This window comes from Mycobacterium sp. FW102-FHT13B02 (assembly GCF_058790275.1).
This window is the reverse complement of record NZ_JBYTCM010000006.1, coordinates 214,991-230,505: the sequence shown is the minus strand read 5'-3', so window position 1 is coordinate 230,505 and position 15,515 is coordinate 214,991. Positions and strand designations below refer to the sequence as shown.

The window sequence follows — 15,515 nt, the reverse complement described above, 5'->3', positions numbered from 1 at the left end:
CACGTCCGATCGGCGACACGCTGCGGGGGCCGCCGGGATCTGGCCGGACTTGTCGGCGGGCCGTGCCATTCTTGCCACGTGGACGAAACCAACCTCGGCTGGGGCCGACCGGCCACTGAGGCCGGGGCGGGTTGGGCTGTCGTCGACGTAGAGACATCAGGCTTCGATCCCGGCCATGCGCGCGTCATCAGCGTGGCGGCACTGGCCCTCGGAGACGACGGCAATGTGGAGCACTCGTTCAGCAGCCTGCTGAATCCCGGGGTCGACCCCGGCCCCACACACGTGCACGGCTTGACCTCCGAGATGCTGGCGGGCCAGCCGACCTTTGGTGAGATGGTCGGCGACCTGGCCGCCGTGCTGTCCGGTCGCACGCTGGTCGCCCACAACGCCGGTTTCGACTACGCCTTCCTGGCCGCCGAGTGCGAGCGCGTCGGCGCGGTGCTGCCCGTCGACAGCGTCATGTGCACCGTCGAGCTGACCCGCCGGCTCAACCTGGGCACCGAGAACCTGCGGCTGGAGACCCTCGCGACGCACTACGGCGCGACGCAGATTCGTCCGCACGATGCCCTCGACGACGCTATGGTGCTGGCCCAGATCCTCAAACCGGCACTGGCCGCGGCGCGCGAGCACCGGCGCTGGCTGCCCATCCGCAACGTAGGCCGCAAGCGCTGGCCGAGCGGCGCCATCACGCACGACGAACTCCGGCCGCTGAAAGTCCTGGCGTCGCGGCTGCCGTGTGCCTACGCCAACCCCGGCCGGTTCGTCCCGGGCCAGCCGTTGGTGCAGGGCATGCGGGTGGCGCTGTCGGGTGAGATGCAGCGCACGCACGAAGAAGTGATCGAGCGCATCGTGCATGTCGGGCTGTCCTACTCCGACAGCGTCGATGTCCACACCTCGCTGGTCATCTGCAACGACCCGGCGCCCGCCCAGGGGAAGGGTTACCAGGCCAGGGAGCTCGGCGTCCCGTTGGTCTCGGACGCCGAATTCATGACGCTGCTGGGCCACGTGGTCGGCGGCTCGGACGTCGAGGAGTTCGTCGACCGGACGCCGGCCGGCGACCAGTTCATGTTGTTCTAGCGGTCTCTGCTGAAAATCTTTAGTCACTTTGTTTGCGCTGGTCACGGTAGGTAACTAGCGCCCCACTTGTCGCGGCCATTTGTCGGTGATTCGAACCAGTGTTCGATATATGAGATTCGCCGATCCGGCCGCTGTCGAGGAGGCCTACGCCGCCTACGAGGCGGCGCAGGCCCGGCTCGCAGCCCTGGACTACACCGGCCTGGACGTGCCGACATTGTTGGAGTTGCAGTCGCGCCGCGAAACCCTCAAATGCGCGGCCGAGGCCGTCGATCACCGGATTCTTACCGCGGCACAGTCCCAGACCACGGCCCGGGAGCTGGGGGCGAAAAACTGGGCTGAGGTGCTGCGCATCCGATTGCACATCGACACCACCGAAGCCAACCGTCGGGTCCGCGACGCCCTGCATTTGGCGCCCCGCACCGGGTTGACCGGAGGGGCGCTGTCGCCCGTGTGGGAGTTCGTCGCCGCCGCCCAGGCCGAGGGTGCGATCAACCCCGAACACGTCAAAGTGAACGGCCAGTTCATCAACAAACTCCCCGGCTGGGTCGACCCCACCACCAGTCGGCAGTTCGAACAATCCCTGGTCGCCGGTGCCCGGCACCAAACCCCGGAAGAACTGCGCGCCGCCGCCGAGGCCCTGCTCTACCTGCTCGACCAAGACGGACCGCTACCCGATGATGCCGAACGTGCCCGCAAACGCGGTGTCACCGTGTCGAAACAACGACCGGACGGGATGTCGGATCTGCAGGGCACCCTGACCCCCGAAGCCCGCGCCTACCTCGACTCCCTGCTGGACAAGTACGCCGCCCCCGGCATGTGCAATCCGGCTGACCCGCAGCCCTGCATCTCCGGAACCCCGTCAGCCGAGCAGATCGCCGCCGACACCCGCACCCCGGCCCAGCGCCGCCACGACGCCTGCACAACGCTGTTCCAGATGCTGCTGTCCTCCGGAACACTCGGTGAGCACAACGGCGTCCCGGTCAGCGTCGTCGCCACCTGCACCGTCACCGAACTGGAGCAGCGCACCGGGACCGCACTCACCCACACCGGCAGCAAGCTGCCCATCAAGGATCTGCTGCAGATGGCCGCCACCAACGGTGCCGACCACTACCCCGGGGTGTTCGACCAGCACAATGAACAACCCCTGTACATGGGCCGGGCCCGGCGCACCGCCACCGTTGCTCAACGCTTCGCGTTGTTCGGCCGCGATCATGGCTGCACCAAGCCCAATTGCACCGCTCCCGCCTCGCGCTCGCAGGTCCATCACATCGACAATTGGCGCGATGGCGGTCTCACCAACGTCAACACAATGACCCTGGCGTGTGGCTGCGACAACGTTCTCGCCGACACCGGCGGCTGGAGCACCACCATGAAAAACGGCCGCACCCACTGGACCCCACCACCGCTCCTGGACGTCGGCCGACCCAGGACCAATCAGTACCACCACCCGACGCTCTACCCACCCGAGAGCGGAGGCGATGACGGTGAAACAGACAGTCCCGCAAGCTGATCCGGCGCCAGCGGCACCGGAAGGCCACGCCGACCAGCTGCGGCGGCGGTACCGCATACGTTGCGCGGCGCACGGCTGCCCAGCGCTGGCAGTGGCGTCAGCCCGCGACGCGCCGGCTGAATGTGCCGTGGAACCCGATCGGCAGATGGTGTTCCAGATGCGCGGTGGCCAGCGGTCCGTCTTCGATGGTCCGGGCATCGAAGATCACCAGTTGCGAATGATGGCTCCGCAGATCGTGATTGAGCACCAGTAGCCAGCCGTCGTCCTCGGCGGCAGTGCGGGAGCGGGGGACGAACAACGGCTCGCCGGTCTGGGCCAGCCCGAAATCGAAGGTGCTCTGCACGCCGGTGCGGTGGTCGATGCGCGTCACCGCGTTGTAGTGGCCGACATCCTCGGTGGCCTTGCAGGCGTAGGTGACATTGTGTTCCTGTGTCGAGCGGCGCCAGTCGTACTGCGGGAATTCCATTGGCGCCGTTGCTGATAGCACCGTCTCGGTGACGCGTCCGGACGTGCTGATCCGGAACCGCGACAGGTGTCCCCGGGGCCACTCGTCGATGGTCAGATGCGCGCGGGGATCGGTGGGGTCGGCCGGCTCCTGCCAGGCCTGTCCGAGCTTGCGCCAGACATCGGGCTCTTCGAACCGGAAGAACTCCACCACAGTGTCGGAGCCGTCTTCGAAGGCATTGGTGACGTGGACGTGGGTCAGGGCTTCGTGCTCGATGATGCGCGGCTTGGAGCCGTCGCGGGGCACCAGGGCGAAGCGCGTCGAACCGTTGCGGGCCTGATGGTCCAGGGCCTGTGCCAGGGATCGGGTGCGCAACAGCGTCGGGATGTTGGGCCGCAACGGATCCAGGACGAACACCATGTGGTTCTCGGTGAGCGCGAAGTCGTGGTTCCACACCATGTCCCACAGCTTCAGTGAGCTGATCTGGTGGCTGCGGCCGGCGCGATCCACCTTGAAGCACCGGAGTCGCGGCGTGGGCAGCAGGTCGAGGCCGAAGTTGTAGACCTCGCCGGTGTGCGGATCCCACTTGGGATGGGCGGAGAAGGAACCGAGGTAGCCCAGCCGGTCACCGTCAAAATGCTTGTAGCCCAAAGTGTCCAGTGAGTCGGGATCGATCTTGTAGGGCGCCCCGCCTTCCCACATGGCGAGCAGTTCGCCGCAGATGGTGGCCATGTTGGTGTTGCCGGTGTTGGCCGGCGGGAGCAGATTGCCGCGCAGCGTGGGGGCGTTGGTGGTGATGCCGCGCTGGCTCATCACGTCGCCGCCGCGGTACTGCTTGGTGCGCACGTAGCGGTTGGTGAAGCGGACGGTCTTGCCGTCGAGGACGAACCGGGACACCATGCCGTCGGCATCGAACATGGTCTTCAACACGGTATCGCCGACCTCGAACTTGCCGGGCCCGATGCGGAACAGCGTCCCGGTCAATTCCGCCGGGAGGGTGCCGTCGATGCGGGCGACCTGGTAGTCCAATTCGTCGTACAGGGATGCGAACGCGCGGCCATGGAGCTGCTTGAGCGTCGGTTCCGCGGGCACTGTGGCTGTCATGAAACCCCCATCTGATGACGTGTGTCCTCAGTTTTGATCCGCGGGGTCGTCGCTGTCAAGGGTTCGCGGCGAACGGTCAACCGGCGGGTTGCCGGCGAGTTATCCGCCGAACAGCAGATACAGACCGGTGAACGTGTAGCCGACCATCACCAGCATCATCGTCAGCTGGCCGGTGAGCTGATGCCGCTTGGGCAGCACGCGCAGCGCGCAGTCGTGCGCGGCGACGACGCCGGCGATGTGCCCGGCCACCACGAACAGCACCTTGGTCGTGGCCAGGACCGATGGATGCATGGACAGCAGGTAGTACACGTGCGCGTCGTGCCGGCCGAGCAGCAGGAACACGGTCTGCTGACCTTTCTCGACGAGGTAGGTCAGGTAATGCGCGAACACGTAGCCGATGACGATCGGGATGAGGGAGTGCGCCATCAGGCCGGGCAGCTGCCGGCGCCGGGCCTGGTCCACCCCGCCGGTAGCGCGGGCGGCGAGGCTGAACGACAGTGCCACGGTCGTGACAAACACCGCCAGGCCAACGGTTTTCATCGCGGTGACTTGCCACCCGCCATGCGTATGCGCTTCGACGAACCCCCGCCACGCCGGCGTCGCCGAAAAACTGTCGAAGGCCGTCGAGCCGAGCAGCACCGCGAGCACTGTCACCGTGGCGGGCCGAATCGGCAACGTGGGCAGGTGGTTGAACGGATTGCCGATGGCGATCTGTCCATCGGCGCCCCGCCGCACCGGAGCGCACCGCGAAGCCACGACGCTGTACACCTCGAACGGGTCGGCGTGCGAGCACCACCGGGTGCCGCACGTCGCGGCCCCGGACAGCGTCACCCCGAGATAGATCAGCAGCCAGATCCGCACGGCGTCAACCGAACCCGGGTCGGGGCTGGCCAGCTCGAGCCAGACGAAGGCGAACAGGCCGGCCGCCGCGGGCCAGTAGCCCAGCCGCGCGGGATACGCATCCCGGCTCAGTCGCAGCAGCCGGGTGATGGTCCGCACTGGAGACAGCACCCGCCATACCGGACCGAAAAGCACTGACAGCGCGACGATTCCGACCCACAGCAGCACGTAGAACACACCTGGCAGCGGGTTGCCGGAACCGGGCGGTCCGACCACCGAGGCCACCGCGACCCAGGCGGCGAACGCCAGGGCCAGCAGCCCGACCGTCCACCGGGTGGCGGGAGCGTCCACGGCCCTCGTCACCCACCGCGGCAAGGCCCGGCCCGGCGTCTCCGGATCGAACCGCGGCTTGCGCCAGGCCAGCGCCACCACTGCGAAGGTGAAGGTCAGCGCCCACGCCGCGCCGATGAGGGCGTACGTCAGCGGGATCGGAAGGTCACTGGACCCGCCAAGCCCGTGCGCCAGGACAGTTGAGGTCACTGCGTCGGGACGCACAACGTCTACTGCACCGTGATGGTGGCGACGGTCTTGTCCAGGTGGTGCAGTTCGACGTCAACCTTGCCCGGCACGTCCACCGTGAACTGGAACTGCTGGTCCTTCTCCGCCTTGATGTCGAAGGTGTGCTCGGGGTTCGAGTGCACATGCAGCTGGTCGGGGGCGTCACTGTTGACGCGGACGATGATCGGCTGGGACAGCTTGGCCTGCACCTGCTGGTTGATCGGCGTTGCGGTGCCGCCCGCGATGGTCACGTCGATGTAGACGCGCGCCGGCGGGGCCTGCGGATTGCTCAGTTGTGTTGTGCCCGTTGCGGTGGCGCTGGAAGAGCTGCCGGACGCCGACTCGTTCTTGCCGCAGCCGGCGAGCGCCAGCGCTACGACGCCGGCCACGGCGAAGGTCTTCACAAAGGTCACGGGGAACCATCCTCATCGGTCGAACCTGGTGTTTCCGAATCGGTTTCGTCACCGTCGGAAGTGGAGCTGTCTGATTCGTCCTGGCCTTGGGACCGCCGGTCCTTCATGGCCACCCAGGCCACCACCCCGGCCACGACGAACGCCGGGGCAAAGGCCGGCAGTGCCAACAATAGCGAGTGATCGGCCAGATAGGTCACGGCTGTCCGACGGGTTCCCTGGTCTCGGTGGTGCTGAACTGCTCGCGTGAATTGATCCGTCCCGCACCCCAACTCAGCAAGGCGATCAGGATCAGCGAGCACACCAGCACGATCATGGACGCCGCCGGGTACAGCCACGACGGGACGTCGAGGTTGCGTTCGCGCTGCAGAACCTTGATCTCTTCCATGAAGTCACGGGTCGTCGAGATCGCTGGCGTCTCTTGGGCGCCGATGCCGGGGTCGGCGGGCAGATAGACCGGCACCGCCGCCATGGTCCGGCCATCCTGCACGCGCAGCACGGTCTTCCAGGTGCCCCACACGGGGATCGGCCGGGTCGACCGGTAATGGCCGGGACCGACCTGCTGGAGGTGGTCGACCACCAGGCCGCGCTCGTGGTCGAGCTTGCCCTGCCAAGCCATCAGCGTCACCCATTCCGGGTCGTTGCCGATCAGGTTGGTGGGCGTGATCAGAATATCGGCGTTGACCAGGCGCTGACCCTGCGGGCTCGGCGCGTCGGTGAGGGTGAGCTGCGCGCGGGCGTGTTCGGGAACGGTGATGTGCAGGCCGTTGGCCACGCCACCGGCGATCACCAGCACCGTGGCGACCACGATGCCGATGCCCACCGGGCGTGCGGGCAGGCGCTGGCCGGTGAGCACGAGGGCCAGCAACGCACCACACATGCCCATGCCGATCGCGACTGGCGTCGACATCGTCAGCGCCTCACCCCACATGCTGTTCGGCCACGGGGTGCGGAACATGGCGTCGACCCAGAAGGACTCCAGCCACATGCCGACGGTGCCGACACCCAGACCGGCCACCGCGCCGAAGAGGATGGGCCGCTTGGCAATCGGGGTCAGGCCGATCAGTTCCACCACGACCGCCGAGCCCAGGTAGAGCGCACACCAGCTGTACGGAGAACCGAGGATGGGCCCGACCAGTAGAGCAACCAGACCGCGGATGAACAGCGCGAAGGCGATGGCGCCGAACGTGGAGTAACGACCCAGCGTGAGCCGCGTGGCCACCAGCGACATGGCGCCCGCGGCGGCGATCAGCATGGGGTGGAAGACGAGCCGGAACTGTTCGACACCGAAGTCGTATTCGACGGGGAACACCGACAGGCCGATGACCAGGCCGCCGAAAGCCAGGTATGGCAGCACCTTGCTCCGGGCGGGCGGGGCGTCGGCGCCCATCGCGATATCGCCCTCGCGCTCGAGCAGCAACGTGGCGACCAAGGACAGGCCGGCGCCGCCGATGAGCATCAAATGCGTTGGTCCCCAGAGCGTGACGTCCTGACCGAAGATCCGGTGCCAGATGTCGTCGAGAGGGAAACCGATCAGGGCGTACAGGCCGCAACCGGCCATCAGAATGCCGCCGACGGGCGCGTACCAGGTCTTGGTGATCTTGATGGCGGCCGGGCCGGGCTTGTCGTACGGCAGGATGATCGACAGCGATCCGGCGATGAACAGCAGGAACAGCCCGACCAAGATGAAGTAGTGCGCGGGGTTGGCCAGCGGGCCGGCGTCGCGGCCCTTGCCGATGTGCAGGCTGACATCCCAGATGAAGCCGAACATCGCGCAGATGATCGTCGAGATGAACAGCAGTGAGGGCAGGGCCACCCAGCTGGGCCGGTTCATCTTGCGGCCGGCCGCCTCGGCCAGGTCCTGCAGCCAGGTGATGCGGCGCTGCCGGTGCAGATAGCCGATCCACAACAGGCCCGCGGTGATGATGCCCGTTGCCACGGACATCCCGATGACCTGATCGAGGGCAGCGCCCCCGCCCTCGGTTCCGGCCGCGGCCACCACGGTGACCTGCTCGGCGAGCTGTGCTGCCATGTTCCACCCCACTATGTAGATGAACCCTGAACCTTACTCGTCGGTAATATTGCCAGAAGACCGCGTTTGAAACGGGAGTCCGTCTTCCTTCCCCGGATTTTGACATCATGTGGCAGTCGGAGGGAGGGGTTGCGCCAGATGGCTGACGACGGATCGCGCACCGGTTCGGGCACCGCGCCGCAGCGCAAGTACTCCGGCAGGTCAGCGGAGGAGCGACGGGCGCAGCGGCGTCGGCTGCTGCTGGACGCGGCCGAGGCGCTGTGGCGCGAGGGCGGGCTGTCCGCGCTGAGCGTCCGCGCGGTCTCGGCCCGCGCCAAACTGACCGACCGCTACTTCTACGAGCAGTTTGCCGGCCTCGGTGCGCTGATCGGCGCCGTGATCGACGACGTGCTGGAAGGGCCCTTCGCCGCCATGCTGGGCGCCCTCAATTCACCACCGTCGGTCAGCGTGAGTACTCGGCTGACGCTGGCCCTGGCCGCCTTCATCGAGCATGCCGAGAACGATCCGCTGGCGGTGCGGATCTTCCTGACCGATGCCCGGCACATCGAGTCCGTCGCCGAACACATTCGGGTCGCCCAGCATCGGGTGGCCGCCGCGGTCCTGGCCTTGCTGCAGCCCGACAAGGATGCCGATCAGGAGAGCTTCGATGCGGCACTGTTCTGCGTCGGCGGAGTCGCGATACTGCTCAATGAGCGGCTGCTCGACCCCGCGAAAACCGTTACCGCAGAAGACTTTGCGGGGCAGGCGGTGCGGTGGTGCGCCCGGATCTTCAGCGTCGTCGAGGATCCGGGCACCGCAAACTAGGTCAGGCGCCTGCCCGCGCGGCCCGGTTCACCGCCGAGACGACGGCCCGCAGCGACGCCGTGGTGATCGACGGCGCGATGCCGACACCCCACACCGACTTGCCGCCGATCGAGGCCTCGACATACGCCGCGGCTTGGGCCTCCTCGCCGGCGGACATGGCGTGCTCGGAGTAATCCAGTACGTCGACGTCGAACCCGACGGCGCCCAGGGCGTCGATGAAGGCCGCCAGCGGGCCGTTGCCGGCGCCGACGATCTCGCGCTCTTCACCGTCGATCTTCACGATCGCGGTGATGGTGTCGGTGCCGCCGTCCTCTTCGGATGCGTCGACCTTCTGGCGCATGCGCTCCAGCGGGGTGATGGGCGTCAGGTACTCCTCGTTGAAGACGTCCCACATCTCCTTCGGGGAGACCTCGCCGCCCTCGCCGTCGGTGATCTTCTGGATGGCCTGGCTGAACTCCATCTGCAGCCGGCGCGGCAGCACCAGCCCGTGGTCGGCCTTCATGATGTACGCGACCCCGCCCTTGCCGGACTGCGAGTTCACCCGGATGACGGCCTCGTACGTGCGGCCGACGTCCTTGGGGTCGATGGGCAGGTACGGCACCTGCCACAGGATGTCGTCGACGTCAGCGTCGGCGGCATCCGCGTCCACCTTCATCTGGTCCAGGCCCTTGTTGATGGCGTCCTGGTGGCTGCCCGAGAAGGCGGTGTACACCAGGTCGCCGCCGTATGGGTGGCGCTCGGCGACGGGCAGCTGGTTGCAGTACTCGACCGTGCGGCGGATCTCGTCGATGTTCGAGAAGTCGATCTGCGGGTCCACACCGCGGCTGAACAGGTTCAGCCCCAGCGTCACCAGGCACACGTTGCCGGTGCGCTCACCGTTGCCGAACAGGCAGCCCTCGATGCGGTCGGCGCCGGCCAGGTATCCCAGCTCGGCGGCCGCGACGCCCTCGCCGCGGTCGTTGTGCGGGTGCAGGCTCAGGATGATCGAGTCGCGCGGGGCCAGGTGCCGGTCCATCCACTCGATCGAGTCGGCGTAGACGTTCGGGGTGGCCATCTCGACGGTCGCCGGCAGGTTCACGATCAGCGGCCAGTCGGGGGTGGGCTGGACTACTTCGGCCACCGCGTTGCAGACCTCGACGGCGTATTCCAGCTCGGTGCCGGTGTACGACTCGGGGGAGTACTCGAAGCGCCACAGCGTGCCCGGGTGTTTCTTGGCCTCCTCGACGCACAGCTTCGCGCCGTCGATGGCGATCTTCTTGACGGCCTCGCGGTCCGCGCGGAAGACCACGCGCCGCTGCAGGATGGACGTCGAGTTGTAGAAGTGCACGATCACCCGCGGGGCGCCGTTGCACGCCTCGAAGGTGCGCTCGATCAGCTCGGGCCGGCACTGCGTCAGGACCTGGATGGTGACGTCGTCGGGGATGGCGCCCTGCTCGATGATCTCGCGGACGAAGTCGAAGTCGGTCTGGCTGGCCGACGGGAAGCCGACCTCGATCTCCTTGTAGCCCATGCGGACCAGCAGGTCGAACATCCGGCGCTTGCGCTCCGGGCTCATCGGGTCGATCAGGGCCTGGTTGCCGTCGCGCAGGTCGACCGCACACCAGCCGGGTGCGACCGTGGCGACCTTGTCGGGCCAGGTGCGGTCAAACGGAACGTTCGCGGTACCGAATGCCGGGCTCCCGCCCGGCACCTCGTTGGCGAAGCTGCGGTACCGGCTGACGGGCATCGCGGAATTGCGCTGGGTGTTCCAGGACGGCTGGCCTTCGCGGCGCGGGCCGGACGGGGTGGTGATGGCGCGTACCGACGAGAAGGAGTCGGCAGAAGAATCGGGAGAGTAAGTGGTCACGGTGTGTTGCTCCGGTCTGTCTGGATGGGACCTAGAAGGTCAGGACCGGCGCATCGCCAACCCCCGCGACGGGAGGCCGGTCGGATCAGACCCCGTCGCGGCGTCCGAGGAGGAGCACCCGCGCGTTAAACATCACTGGCGAGTTTACTCCGGTCCAGTAGTTCTCCAAAACCCGGTCGAACCCTCTCGTGCCAAGTTCCTGGCCAGGTGTAATGGCCGCGGCGCCGACTGTGCCGATACAGTTCGTCCGTGTTGACGAGATGGTTGTTGAGCCTGGACCGGAGCTGGAAGATCGGCATCGCGGTCGCGCTCACCGTCGTCATCGGCCTCGTGGTGTGGCAGACCGAGTTCCGCGGGCCGACACCGGAGTGCAAGCCGGTGCGCGAGATGCTCGACTACAACAAGGCGCAAGCCGTGCAGATCGAGTCGAAGATCGACAAGAACTCGGGCGGCGTTCCGACCATTGCCGAGGAGACGGCGTACCGGGCCTGGGCGGACGGCATGGCCGAGCGGGCGCAGAAGGTCACCGGCGACAAGGTCGCGGCTCACGCGGTGCAGCTGGCGACGCTGGCGTCGCAATTCGCCTCGGCGCTGGACGCCTACCGGATCGCGGCGCAGGGCCGGGCGCCCGGCGCGCCCGCGCCGACCGAGGCCTACCAGCTGTCAGCGATCAACGCGCAGATCACGGAGCAGATGAAGGCGCTGACCGACGCCTGCCCGGCGCAGCGGAAGCTGACCGACATCTTCTAGACGGGCCAGTTCAGGACGACCTCGTCGAGCGGTAGCCGTTCACGGGGGCGGCCGTCGCGCTCGGCGATGTCGGGACCGGCCTGCGCGTAGTCACCGAGGGTGCCGACGGCGATGACCATCAGTGGGCGCAACGTCCCGGGCAGGCCGAACGCCTGGGCGGCGCCCGGCACGTCGAAGCCGGCCATCGGATGCACGATGAGGCCGCGGGACACTGCCTCGACCGACAGATTCGCCATCGCGGAACCGGCATCCACCGCGCTGTACAGCGCGGTCTTCTCGTCGGGTCCCTCGTCGGCACACAGCAGGATCAGCGCCGACGCGGCATGGGCGTAGCTGTTACCGCGTCGCAGCAGTCCGGCGAGAGTGACGAACGTCTCGTCCCCCCGAACTCCCACGACGAACCGCACGGGTTGGCGCCCGCCCCAGGTGGCCGCCCACCGCGCCGCCTCCAGCACTGCGGTCAGATCCTCATGCGGCAGTTCGGCATTGGGGTCGAAAGCACGTGGGCTCCAGCGGGCGGCGATGTCGGGATGGATCGCGACCGACGTCGCGGCGAGTCGATCAGACGCGCGATGCACGTCTGCCAAGCTACCGGGCAACAAAATCGGCTTCGCCCCTCCCTTATCCTTGTGGGCAGCATTGATGCGAATGCAAGCTGGCCAATTCAGAGAAGGAAACGCGAACAGTGGCGCTCGTCGTCCAGAAGTACGGCGGATCCTCGGTGTCGGACGCCGAGCGGATCCGTCGAGTCGCCGAGCGGATCGTCGAAACCAAGAAGGCCGGCAATGACGTCGTCGTCGTGGTCTCGGCCATGGGCGACACCACCGATGATCTGCTGGATCTGGCCCGTCAGGTTTCCCCGGCGCCACCTGCCCGCGAAATGGACATGCTGCTCACCGCGGGTGAACGCATCTCGAACGCGCTGGTCGCCATGGCCATCGAGTCCCTCGGCGCGCAGGCCCGGTCGTTCACCGGCTCACAGGCCGGCGTGATCACCACCGGCACGCACGGCAACGCCAAGATCATCGACGTCACCCCGACCCGGCTGCGGGAAGCCCTGGACGAGGGATTGATCGTGCTGGTCGCCGGCTTCCAAGGCGTCAGCCAGGACAGCAAGGACGTCACCACGCTGGGCCGCGGTGGCTCGGACACCACCGCCGTGGCGCTGGCCGCCGCCCTGCACGCCGACGTCTGCGAGATCTACACCGATGTCGACGGCATCTTCACCGCCGACCCGCGCATCGTGCCCAATGCCCGCCACCTGGACACCGTCTCCTTCGAGGAGATGCTGGAAATGGCGGCCTGCGGAGCCAAAGTGTTGATGCTGCGCTGCGTGGAATACGCCCGCCGCTACAACGTTCCGATTCACGTCCGGTCCTCGTACTCCAACAAGACCGGCACCATTGTCAAAGGATCGATCGAGGACATCCCCATGGAAGACGCCATCCTCACCGGAGTCGCCCACGACCGCAGCGAGGCGAAAGTCACCGTTGTCGGCGTGCCCGACGTTCCGGGCTACGCCGCCAAGGTGTTCCGCGCGGTCGCTGACGCCGACGTGAACATCGACATGGTGCTGCAGAACATCTCGAAGGTGGAGGACGGCAAGACCGACATCACCTTCACCTGTTCGCGCGAGAACGGTCCGGGCGCCGTCGAGAAGCTGACGTCGCTGAAGGACGAGATCGGTTTCTCGCAGGTGCTGTACGACGACCACATCGGCAAGGTGTCGCTGGTCGGCGCCGGCATGCGCAGCCACCCGGGCGTCACCGCCAAGTTCTGCGAGACGCTGGCCGCGGCCGGCGTCAACATCGACCTCATCTCCACCTCCGAGATCCGAATCTCGGTGCTGGTCAAGGACACTGAGCTGGACACGGCTGTCGCGGCGCTGCACGAGGCTTTCGGCTTCGCCAGCGAAGAGGCCGCGGTGGTCTACGGCGGAACGGGGCGCTAGTCATGGTTGCGATCGGTGTCGTAGGGGCGACCGGCCAGGTGGGCCAGGTCATGCGCAAACTCCTCGAGGAGCGCGACTTCCCGGCGAGCTCGGTGCGGTTCTTCGCCTCGGCGCGGTCCGAGGGCAAGAAGCTGACGTTCCGCGGCCAGGAGATCGAGGTCGAGAACAGCGAGACCGCCGACCCGTCGGGCCTGGATATCGCGCTGTTCTCCGCCGGCGCGACCATGTCGCGGGTGCAGGCGCCGCGTTTCGCTGCGGCCGGTGCCATCGTCGTCGACAACTCGTCGGCGTGGCGCAAGGATCCCGATGTGCCGCTGGTGGTTTCGGAAGTCAACTTCGACCGGGATGTAGCTGGCCGTGTCCTCCCCAAGGGCATCATCGCCAACCCGAACTGCACCACCATGGCCGCCATGCCGGTGCTCAAGCCGCTGCATGACGAGGCCGGCCTGACCCGGCTGATCGTGTCGAGCTACCAGGCGGTGTCGGGCAGTGGCCTGGCCGGTGTCGACGAGTTGGCCTCGCAAGCCCGCGCGGTGATCTCGGGCGTCGAGCAGCTGGTGCACGACGGATCGGCACTGGAGTTCCCCGCGCCCGTAAAATACGTTGCGCCCATTGCCTTCAACGTCATTCCGCTGGCCGGCTCGTTGGTTGATGACGGCTCGGGTGAAACCGACGAGGACCAGAAGTTGCGTAACGAGAGTCGCAAGATTCTCGGCATCCCGGAGCTCGCCGTGAGCGGCACGTGCGTGCGCGTGCCGGTGTTCACCGGGCACTCGCTGTCGATCAATGCCGAGTTCGCGCAGCCGCTTTCGGCGGAGCGGGCCCGCGAGCTGCTGGCCGACGCGGCCGGTGTCTCGCTGGTCGACGTGCCGACGCCGCTGGCCGCCGCCGGCGCCGACGACTCGCTGGTGGGCCGCATCCGCCAGGACCCGGGTGTGCCCGGCGGTCGTGGCCTCGCGCTCTTCGTCTCGGGGGACAACCTGCGAAAAGGTGCGGCACTCAACACTGTTCAGATCGCCGAACTGCTCGCCGCCAAGTAGATATCCGCCAAATCGACGAAATGGTTGCTGCCACCCGGGTGTCAGCAACCATTTCGTTGTTTTCGGCCCTGATTGTCGCGGCACCGATCGCGCAGGCTGATCCGCCTGCGCCGGTGCCCACACCGGTACTCAAGCCGCTGGCGCTCGGCGAGGTGACACGCATCGGTCCAGTGGCCGGAACCGGCACGCCGACAGCCGATTACGGCATCGGGGCCACCGATCTCTGCGAGTTCATGGAGTTCCCCAGCGGCATCCTGCAGATCTGCGGTGACAGCTTCGCGGGGCAGGGCGTCGGATTCGGCGGCTGGTACGCGCCCGTCGCGCTGCATGTCGACACCGACTCCGTCAATTCACCCGGCGGACTTCGCTACCGTGGCGTCACGGGCATCGACAAGCCACTGCTGGCCGACCCCAAAGTTCCGGGCACGTCGCAACTTCCGGCCGGTGTGGTGAGTATCAACAGGGAAAACTATCTGCTGATCACCACCACCAAGGACCTGGTGCCCGCCAGTTCGCGGCTGGTGAAGGCCGACCCCGCGCGCGGGGCGTGGCCGACCGTGCCGGGGTCCGTGCGGCCGGCCAAATACGCTGGGGGAGCGCAGAGCCAGATCACGGGGTACTACGACCCGGTGCCCACCGCCGACTCGCCGCGTGGCTGGGTGTACATCGTCGCCAACAACTTCGACCGCAGCAGTCTGATCTTCCTCTACCGCGCGACGCCGCAGTCGTTCACCGACCGGTCCAGCTGGCAGGGCTGGTCGGCCGTCGCGGGCTGGGGTAAGCCGCCAACCCCGTTGTGGGGCGACCGAATCGGTGAGATGAGCATGAAGCAGGTCGACGGCAAGACCGTGCTGTCCTACTTCAACAGCAGCACCGGCAACATGGAGGTTCGGGTCGCGAACACGCCGACCGAGCTGGGTACCGCCCCGGTCACTACCGTCGTGGTCGCCGGCGGCTGGCCTGAGCAGGCCGAAGAACTGCCTGCGCCACAGGACAATCAGCTGGCCCAGCCGTACGGCGGCTACATCTCTCCGGGCTCGACGCTCGACGAGCTGCGCATCCTGGTCAGCCAGTGGAACACCACGCCACGCGACACCGCGCCGTACCGCGTCATCCAGTTCGCGGTGAATCCGGTCAAGCCGTAGGTG

The 15,515-nt window shown here is 67.2% G+C and carries 14 protein-coding genes; 7 read left to right on the top strand and 7 right to left on the bottom strand.

Annotated elements, in window-relative coordinates; translation table 11 throughout:
* Window positions 1–78 precede the first annotated feature (78 nt).
* Complete coding sequence (locus AC3WTE_RS13295; protein ID WP_492438070.1) at window positions 79–1,077, top strand: DEDDh family exonuclease; 999 nt, start codon at window positions 79–81, stop codon at window positions 1,075–1,077.
* A gap of 109 nt (window positions 1,078–1,186) precedes the next feature.
* Window positions 1,187–2,587: an HNH endonuclease signature motif containing protein gene (locus AC3WTE_RS13290; RefSeq protein ID WP_492438068.1), complete on the top strand. Its 1,401-nt coding sequence runs from the start codon at window positions 1,187–1,189 to the stop codon at window positions 2,585–2,587.
* Between the two features lie 97 nt (window positions 2,588–2,684).
* Here AC3WTE_RS13290 and AC3WTE_RS13285 read toward each other — a convergent pair whose 3' ends face one another.
* The 5 genes from AC3WTE_RS13285 to AC3WTE_RS13265 form a co-directional block, all read right to left on the bottom strand.
* Window positions 2,685–4,136, bottom strand: coding sequence for a carotenoid oxygenase family protein (locus AC3WTE_RS13285; protein ID WP_492438066.1), 1,452 nt, complete (start codon window positions 4,134–4,136; stop codon window positions 2,685–2,687).
* Between the two features lie 99 nt (window positions 4,137–4,235).
* Complete coding sequence (locus AC3WTE_RS13280; RefSeq protein WP_492438281.1) at window positions 4,236–5,516, bottom strand: hypothetical protein; 1,281 nt, start codon at window positions 5,514–5,516, stop codon at window positions 4,236–4,238.
* A 20-nt stretch (window positions 5,517–5,536) separates the two neighbouring features.
* Entirely contained in the window at window positions 5,537–5,947 is a 411-nt protein-coding gene (locus AC3WTE_RS13275; protein WP_492438064.1) for a hypothetical protein, read from the bottom strand.
* A complete protein-coding gene (locus tag AC3WTE_RS13270; protein ID WP_492438062.1) occupies window positions 5,944–6,144 on the bottom strand; it encodes a hypothetical protein in 201 nt (66 codons plus the stop codon). The genes AC3WTE_RS13275 and AC3WTE_RS13270 overlap by 4 nt, the downstream gene beginning before the upstream one ends.
* Window positions 6,141–7,976: a hypothetical protein gene (locus tag AC3WTE_RS13265; RefSeq protein WP_492438060.1), complete on the bottom strand. Its 1,836-nt coding sequence runs from the start codon at window positions 7,974–7,976 to the stop codon at window positions 6,141–6,143. Before AC3WTE_RS13265 ends, AC3WTE_RS13270 begins: the two co-directional genes overlap by 4 nt.
* 138 nt (window positions 7,977–8,114) lie before the next feature.
* On the opposite strand from AC3WTE_RS13265, the gene AC3WTE_RS13260 reads away from it, so the two are divergent.
* Complete coding sequence (locus AC3WTE_RS13260) at window positions 8,115–8,780, top strand: TetR/AcrR family transcriptional regulator (protein WP_492438058.1); 666 nt, start codon at window positions 8,115–8,117, stop codon at window positions 8,778–8,780.
* 1 nt (window position 8,781) lies between these two features.
* Here AC3WTE_RS13260 and leuA read toward each other — a convergent pair whose 3' ends face one another.
* On the bottom strand, window positions 8,782–10,626 hold the full coding sequence (leuA, locus tag AC3WTE_RS13255; RefSeq protein ID WP_492438057.1) for a 2-isopropylmalate synthase: 1,845 nt from the start codon (window positions 10,624–10,626) through the stop codon (window positions 8,782–8,784).
* A gap of 249 nt (window positions 10,627–10,875) precedes the next feature.
* On the opposite strand from leuA, the gene AC3WTE_RS13250 reads away from it, so the two are divergent.
* Complete coding sequence (locus AC3WTE_RS13250) at window positions 10,876–11,376, top strand: hypothetical protein (RefSeq protein WP_492438055.1); 501 nt, start codon at window positions 10,876–10,878, stop codon at window positions 11,374–11,376.
* On the opposite strand, the gene AC3WTE_RS13245 is transcribed toward AC3WTE_RS13250, so the two are convergent.
* Window positions 11,373–11,954, bottom strand: a complete 582-nt coding sequence (locus AC3WTE_RS13245; RefSeq protein WP_492438053.1) for a nitroreductase family protein — start codon at window positions 11,952–11,954, stop codon at window positions 11,373–11,375. The two genes, AC3WTE_RS13250 and AC3WTE_RS13245, sit on opposite strands and share 4 nt — an antisense overlap.
* Window positions 11,955–12,061: 107 nt before the next feature.
* On the opposite strand from AC3WTE_RS13245, the gene AC3WTE_RS13240 reads away from it, so the two are divergent.
* From AC3WTE_RS13240 to AC3WTE_RS13230, 3 genes are read left to right on the top strand one after another with little or no spacing between them, the layout of a single operon-like run.
* Window positions 12,062–13,327 (top strand): aspartate kinase, encoded by a 1,266-nt coding sequence (locus AC3WTE_RS13240; RefSeq protein WP_459367237.1) that lies wholly within the window; start codon window positions 12,062–12,064, stop codon window positions 13,325–13,327.
* A 2-nt stretch (window positions 13,328–13,329) separates the two neighbouring features.
* Window positions 13,330–14,367 carry an aspartate-semialdehyde dehydrogenase gene (locus AC3WTE_RS13235; RefSeq protein ID WP_492438051.1) on the top strand — a complete coding sequence of 346 codons (1,038 nt, stop codon included), beginning with the start codon at window positions 13,330–13,332 and terminating at the stop codon, window positions 14,365–14,367.
* A 20-nt stretch (window positions 14,368–14,387) separates the two neighbouring features.
* A complete protein-coding gene (locus AC3WTE_RS13230) occupies window positions 14,388–15,512 on the top strand; it encodes a DUF4185 domain-containing protein (protein ID WP_492438049.1) in 1,125 nt (374 codons plus the stop codon).
* Window positions 15,513–15,515: the final 3 nt, after the last annotated feature.